This is a genomic window from Pseudomonas sp. GW821-FHT07F01 (assembly GCF_059418825.1).
In genome coordinates this window covers 326,216-338,643 of record NZ_JBWKQO010000006.1, presented here as the reverse complement: position 1 = coordinate 338,643, position 12,428 = coordinate 326,216, and the positions used below count along the sequence as shown (strand labels likewise).

The window sequence follows — 12,428 nt, the reverse complement described above, 5'->3', positions numbered from 1 at the left end:
GCTCAAAGGAGGTTGCTGTCCGGTTCCCGACGGCCCTTGGAGCCGCAGGAAAAGCCCGGGCTACAGGGCCGCGTCGATTTTCCCGGCGGCCTCTTCACTGACCCATGGGTGCCAGACTTCAGGATGTTCCTTGAGAAAGAGTTTCGCCAGTTTCGGCGACTCGATGCGCTCGCGGCTCATGCGCGCCAGATTCTGGTTGAGCAGGTCGATCGGCAGGTTGACCTTTTCCAGTACCGCCACCAGCTCCGGGGCCTCGTCGTGGAAGACTCTGGACAAGCCGACCTTGATGCTCACGCTCTTGTCGACGCCAGGTTTCTCATCGAGCTTGACCAGGTCCACCTGGCCCATCAGCGGGGTCGGCGACCAGTAGTAGAAGAGGATCGGCTCGCCGCGCTTGTAGCTCGACAGTACCGCCGCATCCAGGGCCGGGCCGGTGCCCGGGCGGAAGTTGGTGTAGCTGCTTTCCAGGTCGTAGCTCTTGAGCATCTCGCTGTTGTCCAGCTCGCAGGTCCAGCCCGCCGGGCAGTTGTAGAAACGCCCCTTGCTCGGTTCTTCCGGGTCCTTGAACACGCTGGCGTACTTGCCCAGGTCGGCAATGTTCTTCAGGTCCGGGGCCTTGGCTTCGAGCTTGCGCTTGGCGTCGCCTTCGATCACGTAGCGCGGGACGTACCAGCCTTCGACAGCACCCACCACCGGCGCGCCGACGCCCACCACCTTGCCGGCCTTCTCGGCCTTGTTCCACACCTCGCTGCGGCCCACCCACTCTTCGGCGAAGATCTGGATGTCATTGCTGCCCAGGGCGTTTTCCATGGTGATGGAGTTGCCCGGCAGGCTGTCGGTCTTGCAGCCGTAGCCCTTCTCCAGGACCAGCTGCAGCACGTCGGTCAGCAACATGCCGCTTTCCCAGTTCAGGCCGGCGAACTTCACCGCCTTGCCCGACTCGCACCAGCCCGCGGCCTGGGCGCCGGAAGCGGCCAGCAGGCCCATGGACAGCAACGTGGTCAGCAGGGTCTTATGCATTTTCATTGTGTGACGCTCCTAATCATGAGTTGGCTTACGGCAGTTAAGAGGCATCCAGCCCTGTCCACGTCCAATCAAGACTCATACCGCTGCAGCGCGGGTGGTCCCACTCGTTTTTTGTTCGGTGGGCGCGCCCTGCTCTACTGGCAGGATCAGGTGCTCGGGCACCGCGCCATGCCACTTCTTCGCACAGGCGTAGTACAACGCCGCGGGCACCACCAGGCCGATGATCCAGGAGATGTCGGTATCTCCGAGGCTCGCCACCAGGGGGCCGGTGTAGAAGTGGGTGGAAATGAACGGCATCTGAATCAGCACGCCGAACACATAGATACTGATGCCCATGACATTCCAGCGACCGTAGCGACCGTCCGGATTGGACAGCGCGGGGATGTCATAGCGCTCCTTGGTAATGCAGTAGAAATCCACCAGGTTGATCGCACTCCAGGGCGTGAAGAACGCCAGCAGGAACAGGATGAAGGCGGAGAAATCCTTGAGGAACGAATCCTTGCCCAACAGTGCCAGGGTGGCGGCAAGCGAGACCATGATGAAGATGTAGAACAGGCGCACACCGCTGCCGATATGCCGGCTGCCGCGAAAGCCGCTGATGATGGTGGCGATCGACATGAAGCTGCCGTAGGCATTCAGCGTGGTCACCGTGACCTTGCCGAAGGCCACGGCGAAATACAGCAGGCCGGCGACGATACCGGTACCGCCGAGGCTGACGATGAACGACACCTCGTGGTGGGCGAACTGGGACCCGGCCAGGGCCGCCGCGAAGACCCCGAAGACCATCGCGGCCTGGGCCCCGATCACCGAACCCAGGCCTACGGCCCAGAAGGTTTTCGCCGCCGAGGTGCTGCGCGGCAGGTAGCGCGAGTAGTCCGCCACATAAGGACCGAAGGCGATCTGCCAGGAAGCCGACAGCGATACCGCCAGCAGGAAGCTGGCCAGGGAAAAATGCTTGTTGCCGAGCAGGGCCGCGATGTCGTTGCCTGCCAGCAGCTTGTAGAACAGGTAGATGAAGGCCACCACGCCAAGCACGCTGGCGATCCGCCCGATGCCGTGGATGACCCGGTAGCCGAAAATGGTGAAGACCATGATCGAGCCGGCGAACAGCAGGATGCCGGCCCAGTCTTCGACGTGCAGCAGTTGCGCCACCGCCTGCCCCGCCAGCAGCGAACCGCTGGCGGAAAAGCCGACGTACATCAGGCACACCAGCACCAGGGGAATCACCGCACCGTACACGCCGAACTGCACGCGGCTGGAGATCATCTGCGGCAGCCCCAGTTGCGGGCCCTGGGCGGCATGCAGGGCCATGACCCCGCCACCCAGCAACTGACCGACCAGCAAGCCGATCAGCGACCAGAACACATCACCGCCCAGGACCACTGCCAGGGCGCCGGTGACAATGGCGGTGATCTGCAGGTTGGCGCCCAACCACAGGGTGAATTGACTCAAGAGACGACCGTGTCTTTCCGCTTCCGGGATGTAGTCGATCGAACGCCTTTCGATCAACGGTTTGTTGCTTGCACGATCATTCGCTAAAGCCATGGACGTCGAACCTCTAGTGGGCACTGCAGACGATTTCCCCTGTAGGAGCGAGCGGGCTCGCGAGGCGGTGCATGCTTGGCCAGCAAGCTGGCTCCTACAGAGGGCGGTGGTTACTTGCCGGTGATCATCGGCAGATTCAGGCCCTGTTCCTTGGCGCAATCGATGGCGATCTGGTAGCCGGCATCGGCGTGACGCATCACCCCGGTGGCCGGGTCGTTGTGCAGCACCCGGGCAATACGCTCGGCCGCTTCATCGGTGCCGTCGCAGACGATCACCATCCCCGAATGCTGGGAGAAGCCCATGCCGACGCCGCCGCCGTGGTGCAGGGAAACCCAGGTCGCGCCACTGGCGGTGTTCAACAGGGCATTGAGCAGCGGCCAGTCGGACACGGCATCGGAACCGTCCTGCATGGATTCGGTTTCACGGTTCGGGCTGGCCACGGAACCGGAGTCCAGGTGGTCGCGACCGATGACGATCGGTGCCGACAGCTCGCCGCTGCGGACCATTTCGTTGAAGGCCAGGCCGAGCTTGGCGCGCAGGCCCAGGCCAACCCAGCAGATCCGTGCCGGCAAGCCCTGGAAGCTGATGCGCTCGCGCGCCATGTCCAGCCAGTTGTGCAGGTGGGCGTCGTCGGGGATCAGTTCCTTGACCTTGGCGTCGGTCTTGTAGATGTCCTGCGGATCGCCGGACAGCGCCGCCCAGCGGAACGGGCCGATGCCACGGCAGAACAGCGGACGGATATAGGCCGGGACGAAGCCGGGGAAGTCGAAAGCGTTTTCCACGCCCTCTTCCTGGGCCATCTGGCGAATGTTGTTGCCGTAGTCGAAGGTCGGAACCCCCATTTTCTGGAAGTCCAGCATGGCTTGGACGTGCACGGCCATGGACTGCTTGGCCGCCTTGATCACCGCCGCCGGCTCGGTCTGGGCGCGGTCACGGTACTGCTCCCAGGTCCAGCCCTTGGGCAGGTAGCCGTTCAGCGGGTCGTGGGCGCTGGTCTGGTCGGTGACCATGTCCGGGCGCACGCCGCGGCGTACCAGTTCCGGCAGGATCTCGGCAGCGTTGCCGCACAGGGCAATGGAGATGGCACGGCCTTCGGCGGTGTATTTCTTGATCCGCGCCAGGGCGTCGTCCAGGTCGGTGGCCTGCTCGTCGACGTAGCGGGTCTTGAGGCGGAAGTCGATGCTGGTCTGCTGGCACTCGATGTTCAGCGAGCAGGCTCCGGCCAGGGTCGCGGCCAGTGGCTGGGCACCGCCCATGCCGCCCAGACCCGCAGTCAGCACCCAACGGCCCTTGAGGTTGGAATCGTAATGCTGGCGGCCGGCTTCGACGAAGGTTTCATAGGTGCCCTGGACGATGCCCTGGCTGCCGATGTAGATCCAGCTGCCGGCGGTCATCTGGCCGTACATGGCCAGGCCCTTGGCATCCAGTTCGTTGAAGTGTTCCCAGCTGGCCCAGTGCGGCACCAGGTTGGAGTTGGCGATCAGTACCCGCGGGGCGTTGCTGTGGGTCTTGAACACGCCCACCGGCTTGCCGGACTGCACCAGCAGGGTTTCGTCGTCATTCAGATGGGTCAGGGCCTCGACGATCTTGTCGTAGCACTCCCAGTTGCGCGCCGCGCGGCCGATGCCGCCGTACACCACCAGCTCCTTGGGGTTCTCGGCAACTTCCGGGTCGAGGTTGTTCATCAACATGCGCAGCGGCGCTTCGGTCAGCCAGCTCTTGGCGGTCAGCTTGTTGCCGCGTGCAGCACGGATTTCGACGTTACGGTATTTAGTTGGCTTGCTGTCGGTCACGGAAAAACTCCTCGGCGATGAGTCCAAGGTGCGAAGAGGATTCCATCGACTCTTACGCACACATATTTACTTGTACATACAAGCATATGCAATCAAGCGGCCAACTCCCTTGAGATCATTCTCATAAACCTGACGAACACATCGCAGGCCTTGTAGAACGGGGCTTTCAACCAAAGATAAATTTTCAGCGAAGGTTTTTTGCCACGCGCGCGGCTGTTACCAGGATGGGCTTTTGCGCCGAGCTGGGGCGTTCGGTAACAAATGAGTGCGCGCAAGAAACAGCAGGCGCGCCGGCGCAGGCACGCAGGACCCCGCACGAAGCCGAGGGCAACCAAGCACGAATAAAGAAAGGAGGTTTGCAGCATCCGCAGGCCGTATCCCGGCCTGCGGCAAGACGCGATGAATCAGCGGGCGGTGAGTTCGATCACGCAGCACAGCCCGTCCAGGGCGACTTCCAGCAGCCCGCGATTGCCTTCCAGGCGCAGGCAGTCATAACGCCCCAGTGCTTGCACCGGTGCGCTACCGGTATCCACCCAGGCTTGCTCGGCAGCACTGAACAGCAACAAGGTGTGCGCCTGGGTGAAAAACCGCTGCTGGCCATCGAGCCACTGCAAACGGGCGACGTAGCGCTGTGGGCAATAGATCAGGTTGAAGTCGCGGATCGCCCCCTCCAGCAGTGTGCAATCGACCTGGCTGGCGCCGCTGAAGGCAAAGGCGTCCAGAGGCAACAGCGGCCGCACATCCTCGCCATCGATGGTCAGTTGCATGCCCGCGCCCTGGAGCACGGTGATGACCCGCTGGTAACCGGCAAAACTGGAAAACCCGCCGGACTCGGCGATATCGGCAATCGACAGGCGCCAGCCGAAACCGTCCAGGCCGTCACCGGTATCCCGGGCAATCTCTTCGGTGCTGCCTCCACCGTTTTTCCAGGGCATGCGTGGGTAGTCGGCGGCACGCAGATGGGTGAGCTGGATCATTTGTGAAAGCGCCCTTCCAGACGATGACGGGAACCGGGGTGGATCAGCCGCGCGGCGGTCACCGGCTGGCGCCCGGACCAGGTGCGACGGCGAATCAGCAGGCAAGGCTCGCCCCGCTCGATCTGCAGCAGCCGGCATTCTTCGGCTTCGGCGAGAATCGCCTCCACCACATGCTCGCCCTCGGTCAGGGGCGCGACCTGGGACAGATAGGCGTAGGGAGTCTGCAGGGTGAAGTCCTGCTTGAGGTACTCCGGCGCCACCAGGGCGTTGACGAAACGGTCCTCGATCTGCACCGGGATGTCGTTCTCGAAATGCACGATCAGCGAGTGGAAGACCTTCTGCCCTTCACGCATGTCCAGGGCCAGGGCACGCTCGGAACCGGCGGCTTCCTCGCCCAGGGTGATCACCTGGCAGGTGTGGCGATGACCGCGGGACGCGATCTCGTCGGCAATGTTGTGCACTTCGAACAGGGCGGACTGGCTCTTGGGTTCGGCGACGAAAGTGCCCACGCCCTGCATCCGCACCAGCATGCCTTCGGCCGTCATCTCGCGCAGCGCGCGGTTGATGGTCATGCGGCTGAAACCCAGCTGATTGACCAGCTCGCTTTCCGAGGGAACACGGTAGTGCGGCGGCCAGTTTCCGCTCTCGATCTGCTGGGTGATCATCTGTTTGACGCGGGCGTACAAGGGCGCCGGACTATCGCCCAAGTGGGCAGCCAGCGGCGATTTGGCAGGCGGAGTCGGCACAGGAAATCCTTGTTGATCGATAAAGGTGGCTAGCTTGCCGGAGTTTACCGGGCAGGCAAACGTCTGTATATGTATATACAAATAACAAACGATAGGGTGCTTGAACCATGTCCGCCTTTTTCGCCGAACGTGCACTGCTGCCTGATGGCTGGGCCAACCATGTACGCCTTGAAGTCAGCGCTAACGGCCAACTGACACAGATCCAGGCCAACGCCAGCGCAGACGGCGCGGAACGGCTCAAGGGCCCGCTGCTGCCGGGCATGCCCAACCTGCACTCCCATGCATTCCAGCGGGCCATGGCCGGGCTGGCGGAAGTGGCCGGCAACCCCAATGACAGCTTCTGGACCTGGCGCGACCTGATGTACCGCCTGGTGGGCAAGATCAATCCCGAGCAGTTGGAAGTCATCGCCCGGCAGCTGTATATCGAAATGCTCAAGGCCGGCTACACCTCGGTAGCTGAATTCCACTACGTGCATCACGACAGCGACGGCAAGCCCTACGCCGACCCCGCCGAACTGTCCCGACGCATCAGCCAGGCCGCCGCCGGCAGCGGTATCGGCCTGACCCTGCTGCCAGTGCTCTACAGCCACGCAGGCTTTGGTGGCCAGGCACCGAATGACGGCCAGCGCCGCTTCATCAACAGCACGGAAAACTACCTCAAGCTGCAACAGCACTTGCAGCCGCTGCTGGCGCAGCAGGCCAACCAGCAACTGGGCCTGTGCTTTCACTCGTTGCGAGCGGTCACGCCACAGCAGATCAGCGAAGTGCTGGCTGCCAGTGATCGCCATTGCCCGGTGCATATCCACATCGCCGAGCAGCAGAAGGAAGTCGACGACTGCCTGAGCTGGAGCGGCCGGCGTCCATTGCAGTGGCTGTATGAAAACGTCGCGGTGGATCAGCGCTGGTGCCTGGTCCACGCCACCCACGCCAACCCCGAGGAAGTCAGCCTCATGGCCAGAAGCCGGGCCATCGCCGGCCTGTGCCTGACCACCGAGGCCAACCTGGGCGACGGTATTTTCCCGGCGGTGGACTTCCTGGCCCAGGGCGGGCGCCTGGGCATCGGCTCCGACAGCCATGTGTCCTTGAGCGTGGTGGAAGAACTGCGCTGGCTGGAGTACGGCCAGCGCCTGCGGGACCAGCGCCGCAACCGCCTGTACCGCGCCGACCAGCCCATGGTCGGCCGGACCCTGTACGACGCCGCGCTGGATGGCGGGGCCCAGGCCCTGGGACAAGGCATTGGCGCCCTGGCCGTGGGTACCCGCGCCGACTGGCTGGTGCTGGATGGCAACGACCCCTACCTGGCCACCGCCGACGGCGACGGGATTCTCAACCGCTGGCTGTTCGCCGGCGGCGACCGTCAGGTGCGCGATGTGATGGTGGGTGGGCAGTGGGTCGTGCGCGACGGGCGTCACGCCGCCGAAGAAGACAGCAGCCGGGCCTTCACCCAGGTCCTGCGTGACCTGCTCAACTAACCCCGACCTGTAGGAGCCCGCTGGCCGGCGAAAGCATTCTCACGAGCGCCTTCGCCGGCCAGCCGGCTCCTGCGGATGAGCTTATTTCGAGGTCTTGGCCATGGCCGAGTCCGACACCCGCCAGATCAGCCGCGTGGTGTCATACCCCTGCTGGCGAGCCTTGCTCAGCAGCTCCTCGCGCACCGTTTCGTTGACCTCCTTGGTCCGCGACAGCAGCCACAGGTAACGGCGGTTCGGGTTGCCGACAATCGCGGTCTTGTAGTCATCGCTGACGTACAACACCCAGTAGTCGCCCTTGGTAGCGCCCGGCAGCAGCCGCGAGAACCAGTTATCGAACTCCACCCACAGCTTGTCGGTCTTGCCCGGCACTTGAGGCGTGGCCGTACCACGGGCCTCTTCCCATTTCCATTCCGGCGTCAGGCAGCGATTGAGCACCGCCACGTTGCCCTCCGGCAGCAGGGTATAGCGAGCCTCGGATTGCGCACAGTTGCGCTGGAAGTACATGGGCAACCGCGCCAGCTCGTACCAGGTGCCCTGATAACGCTTGAGATCGACGTGGTTGACGGTCTTGGGCGCCAGCGAATCGTCCCGGGACGTGGCGCAGCCGGCCAAGAGCAGGCCGACCAGAAGAGTGACAGCAAAACGCATCATTATTTTTCTCCCGTGGGCCCGAAGCCCCGGTTTTTTTTACTTCAGGCCTTGCCCGGAAAACATCAGAACCTTGTCACCGGCGTACTGCACGCTGATAAAGCTGTTCTTGTCACCCCAGGTGCAGCTGGACATGCCCAGCGCGCCCGAACAGTCAGTCGGCTTGCCCAGGAGTTGTTCGACCTCGGCCTTGGGCATACCCGCCGACAGCTTGGAATAGTTTTCCTGATTGACCTTGCTGCACGCGGCCAGCAGCACGCAGAACGACAACAGAGCGAGAGAACGCAGGGACATGGTGAACTCCTGAACAAAAGGGGGAAGGCCTGTCAGCCAACCAGAAGCTTAGAAGAGAAAACCCCCTTCTGGTTCCCCGGGGAGACGGGTATTTCTTGCCTGGCAAACCGGGCAATTGCCTCGTAAATCAAGGACCTTTTTGCCGCACCTGACAGTTCGTCGGCTTTGTGCATCTGCCCCTCATTTTCAGTGGTGGCCAGTCGACATAAGATGCAGCGCAAAGCCCTCCACTGTGGCAAATTGACGCCCCTCGTTGACCAGCCCCTCGCGGTAGTTCATTTAATGACCAGAAATATGAAGTTCAGCCACAAGATCCTGCTCGCCGCCGCCCTTGTGGTTGCCGTTGCGTTCGCCTGTTTTATTCTGTTCAACGACTATCGACAGCGAGAGGCCCTGCGCAGCAGCACCGAAGCCTCGATGCAGGAACTGGGCAGCCTGACCACCAGCAACATCCAGACCTGGCTGGAGAGCCGCATCCAGCTCCTGCAATCCCTGGCCCAGCAGATCGCCGTGGACGGCAGCGGCGCCGATAGCCTGAAACGCAGCGTCGGCCTGCCCGCCTACACCGGCAACTTCCAGCTCAGCTACTTCGGGGGCCAGGACGGCGTGATGTTCTCGGTACCGGCCGGCAACCGCGCCGCCGATTACGACCCCCGCGCCCGCGGCTGGTACAAGGCAGCCACCGGCGCCCAGCGGACCATCGTCACCGAACCCTACATCGCCGCCTCGTCGGGCAAGCTGGTGATCACCGTCGCCACCCCGGTACAGCACCAGAACCAGATGATCGGCGTGGCCGGTGCCGACATCGACCTGTCGAGCGTCAGCGCCATCATCAACTCACTGAACTTCGGCGGCCACGGCCATGCCTTCATCGTCAGTGCCGAGGGCAAGATCCTCATCCACCCTGACAGCAAGCTGGTGCTCAAGAACCTGAGCGAGGCCTACCCCAACGCAGCGCCGAACGTCAGCCCGGGCCTGAAAGAAGTGCAGCAGGGCGGCAAGACCCAGTTCATTTCCTTCACCCACGTCAATGGCGTGCCCTCGGCCGATTGGTACGTGGCCCTGGTCCTGGACCAGGACACCGCCTTCGCCATGCTCAGCGAGTTCCGCACCTCGGCCATCATCGCCATGGCCATTGCCGTGGTGATCATCATCAGCCTGCTGGGCATGCTGATCCGCATGCTGATGCAGCCCCTGCACCTGATGGGCCGGGCCATGCACGATATCGCCGAAGGTGAAGGCGACCTGACCAAACGCCTGGTGATCCACGGCCACGACGAATTCGGCACCCTGGGAGTGTCGTTCAACCGTTTCGTCGAACGCATCCACAGCTCGATCCGCGAAGTGTCCTCGGCCACCGGCCAGGTCAACGAAGTGGCCCTGCGGGTCGTGGCTGCCTCCAATTCGTCGATGTTCAACTCCGACCAGCAGGCCTCGCGCACCAGCAGCGTGGCCGCAGCCATCAACCAGCTGGGCGCCGCCGCCCAGGAAATCGCCCAGAACGCAGCCCTGGCCTCGCAGCACTCCAGCGACGCCCGCAGCCTGGCGGAAGACGGCCAGCAGGTAGTGGACAAGACCATCGCCGCGATGCACCAGCTGTCGGCCAAGATCAGCAGCTCCTGCGACAACATCGAAACCCTCAACAGCAGCACGGTGAACATCGGGCAGATTCTGGAAGTGATCACCAGCATCTCCCAGCAGACCAACCTGCTGGCCCTCAACGCCGCCATCGAAGCCGCCCGCGCCGGTGAAGCCGGGCGCGGCTTCGCAGTGGTAGCGGACGAGGTGCGCAACCTCGCCCACCGCACCCAGGATTCGGCGCAGCAAGTGCAGAAGATGATCGAGGAACTGCAGGTAGGCGCCCGTGAAGCGGTGGGCACCATGACCGAAAGCCAACGCGAGAGCGAGAACAGCGTGGGCATTGCCAACCAGGCCGGCGAGCGCCTGGGCAGCGTGACCCAGCGCATCGGCGAGATCGACGGCATGAACCAGTCGGTGGCCACCGCCACCGAGGAGCAGACCGCCGTGGTGGAGTCGATCAACGTCGACATCACCGAGATCAACACCCTCAACCAGGAAGGCGTGGAAAACCTCCAGGCCACCTTGCGCGCCTGCGCCGACCTGGAGCAGCAGGCCAAGCGCCTGCAGCATCTGGTGGGCAGTTTCCGTATTTAAAGGAACAGCCTCGCCGGCTTGCCGACGAAAGTGCCCTTAAAAACGCGAACCGGGCTCGCGCAGGAAAGCCAGTTCCTCGGCCGTGGATTCGCGGCCCAGGATGGCATTGCGATGGGGGAAGCGCCCAAAGCGGGCAATGACTTTCTGGTGCCGTTCGGCGTAGTCCAGGTTGTCGGCAAACACTGCACGCTCGTCCGCTGGCTGTTCATCATGCAGGGCGGTAAAGCGTGAAACGCTCTCGTTCTGCACCGCCAGGTTTTCGCAGTGCTCGAACACCAGGTAGATGAAGCAGCGCTGCATGGCCGGCAGGCGCCGGTCAAAATCCGCGGCGATACCCTGGGCCACCAGTGCCTGGGCACGCAGGTCGCCGGCAAATGCCTTGGGAGTGTCGCGATAGATCATCCGTGGCAGTTGGTCGAGCAACAGCACCATGGCCAGCCAACCTTGGGGGCTTTGCGCCCATTCGGTCAAACCGCCAGCCAGGGCCTGCTCCACCAGGCCGGCGAAACGCTGACGCGCTTCGAGGTCCTGGCTGTCGCGCTTGCCAAACCACAACCGGCCCTTGGCAGCGACAATCTCCGCCGGCTTTTCGGCTGAACCGAACCACCAATCAAGCAGAGGCTGCCAGGGCGCGCTCATGATTTATTCCTTGTGGTAGCCGGTCACGCGGGCCACTTCTTCCTTCGAGCCGAGGAACACCGCCACACGCTGGTGCAGGCCTTCAGGCTGAATGTCGAGAATGCGCTTGTGACCATCGGTGGACGCGCCGCCGGCCTGTTCCACCAGGAACGACATCGGGTTGGCTTCGTACATCAGGCGCAGCTTGCCCGGTTTTTCCGGCTCGCGGCTGTCCCGTGGGTACATGAACAGGCCGCCACGGGTCAGGATACGGTGCACGTCAGCCACCATCGCCGCGACCCAGCGCATGTTGTAGTTCTTTTTCAGCGGGCCGGTGTCGCCCGCCAGCAGTTCTTCCACGTAGCGCTTGACCGGGGCTTCCCAGTGACGCTCGTTGGACATGTTGATGGCGAATTCCTGGGTGGATTCCGGAATCTTGATGTCTTCGTGGGTCAGGACGAAGCTGCCCATTTCGCGGTCCAGGGTGAAGCCTTTGACGCCGTCGCCCAGGGTCAGCACCAGCATGGTCTGCGGGCCGTAGATGGCGTAACCGGCGGCGACCTGCTGGGTGCCCGGCTGCAGGAAGGCCTTTTCATTCAGGGCTTCGTTCTGGCTCAGGTACTCGTTCGGGCAGCGCAGTACCGAGAAAATGGTGCCGACCGGTGCGTTGATATCGATGTTCGAGGAGCCGTCCAGCGGGTCGAATACCAGCAGGTAGGCGCCTTTGGGGTACTTGCCCGGGATCTGGTAGGCATTGTCCATTTCCTCGGACGCCATGCCGGCCAGGTGGCCGCCCCATTCGTTGGCTTCGAGCAGGATCTCGTTGGAGATCACGTCGAGCTTCTTCTGCACTTCGCCCTGCACGTTTTCCGTGCCCATGCTGCCCAGGACACCGCCCAGGGCGCCCTTGGAAACGGCGTGGCTGATCTCCTTGCAAGCACGCGCCACCACTTCGATCAGGAAGCGCAGATCGGCAGGAGTGTTGTTGCTGCGGGTCTGCTCAATCAAATAGCGACTCAGGGTAACGCGGGACATGGAAGGCTCCGGAGGAATGGGGGGCTAAAAACCCGCGCAGTTTAACGCGAGTCGAGGCGCATTTCCTCCTCTCAGACAGGGAACCGCCAGTTAGAGTTC

11 protein-coding genes and 1 pseudogene are annotated in these 12,428 nt (G+C 63.0%); 3 read left to right on the top strand and 9 right to left on the bottom strand.

The window, feature by feature from the left end:
- Nucleotides 1-60: 60 nt before the first annotated feature.
- The 5 genes from AC07R1_RS23370 to hutC all read right to left on the bottom strand — a co-directional run bounded on the left by AC07R1_RS23370 (nt 61) and on the right by hutC (nt 6,087).
- Nucleotides 61-1,026 (bottom strand): ABC transporter substrate-binding protein, encoded by a 966-nt coding sequence (locus AC07R1_RS23370; protein ID WP_457819094.1) that lies wholly within the window; start codon nt 1,024-1,026, stop codon nt 61-63.
- A gap of 75 nt (nt 1,027-1,101) precedes the next feature.
- A complete protein-coding gene (locus AC07R1_RS23365) occupies nt 1,102-2,571 on the bottom strand; it encodes a purine-cytosine permease family protein (RefSeq protein ID WP_011058777.1) in 1,470 nt (489 codons plus the stop codon).
- A 110-nt stretch (nt 2,572-2,681) separates the two neighbouring features.
- On the bottom strand, nt 2,682-4,364 hold the full coding sequence (gene hutU, locus AC07R1_RS23360; protein ID WP_011058776.1) for a urocanate hydratase: 1,683 nt from the start codon (nt 4,362-4,364) through the stop codon (nt 2,682-2,684).
- 404 nt (nt 4,365-4,768) lie between these two features.
- The gene (locus AC07R1_RS23355) at nt 4,769-5,341 is read right to left on the bottom strand and encodes a HutD/Ves family protein (protein WP_011058775.1); all 573 of its coding nucleotides are present in this window, start codon (nt 5,339-5,341) and stop codon (nt 4,769-4,771) included.
- The gene (gene hutC, locus AC07R1_RS23350) at nt 5,338-6,087 is read right to left on the bottom strand and encodes a histidine utilization transcriptional repressor HutC (RefSeq protein WP_011058774.1); all 750 of its coding nucleotides are present in this window, start codon (nt 6,085-6,087) and stop codon (nt 5,338-5,340) included. Before hutC ends, AC07R1_RS23355 begins: the two co-directional genes overlap by 4 nt.
- Before the next feature lie 107 nt (nt 6,088-6,194).
- On the opposite strand from hutC, the gene AC07R1_RS23345 reads away from it, so the two are divergent.
- Entirely contained in the window at nt 6,195-7,559 is a 1,365-nt protein-coding gene (locus tag AC07R1_RS23345) for a formimidoylglutamate deiminase (RefSeq protein WP_011058773.1), read from the top strand.
- Between the two features lie 81 nt (nt 7,560-7,640).
- Here AC07R1_RS23345 and AC07R1_RS23340 read toward each other — a convergent pair whose 3' ends face one another.
- Both AC07R1_RS23340 and AC07R1_RS23335 read right to left on the bottom strand, forming a co-directional pair.
- On the bottom strand, nt 7,641-8,210 hold the full coding sequence (locus tag AC07R1_RS23340; RefSeq protein ID WP_011058772.1) for a lipocalin family protein: 570 nt from the start codon (nt 8,208-8,210) through the stop codon (nt 7,641-7,643).
- 36 nt (nt 8,211-8,246) lie between these two features.
- Nucleotides 8,247-8,501, bottom strand: coding sequence for a hypothetical protein (locus AC07R1_RS23335; RefSeq protein WP_011058771.1), 255 nt, complete (start codon nt 8,499-8,501; stop codon nt 8,247-8,249).
- Between the two features lie 210 nt (nt 8,502-8,711).
- Between AC07R1_RS23335 and AC07R1_RS23330 the strand changes: the two are divergent.
- Nucleotides 8,712-9,818, top strand: a pseudogene (locus AC07R1_RS23330) (HAMP domain-containing protein); the annotation flags it as partial.
- Between the two features lie 93 nt (nt 9,819-9,911).
- Nucleotides 9,912-10,676, top strand: coding sequence for a methyl-accepting chemotaxis protein (locus AC07R1_RS23325; protein WP_370059460.1), 765 nt, complete (start codon nt 9,912-9,914; stop codon nt 10,674-10,676).
- Nucleotides 10,677-10,712: 36 nt separating this feature from the next.
- Here AC07R1_RS23325 and AC07R1_RS23320 read toward each other — a convergent pair whose 3' ends face one another.
- Nucleotides 10,713-11,315, bottom strand: a complete 603-nt coding sequence (locus AC07R1_RS23320; protein ID WP_011058769.1) for a DUF924 family protein — start codon at nt 11,313-11,315, stop codon at nt 10,713-10,715.
- A 3-nt stretch (nt 11,316-11,318) separates the two neighbouring features.
- Nucleotides 11,319-12,329 carry a class 1 fructose-bisphosphatase gene (locus AC07R1_RS23315; protein WP_011058768.1) on the bottom strand — a complete coding sequence of 337 codons (1,011 nt, stop codon included), beginning with the start codon at nt 12,327-12,329 and terminating at the stop codon, nt 11,319-11,321.
- Between the last annotated feature and the right edge of the window lie 99 nt (nt 12,330-12,428).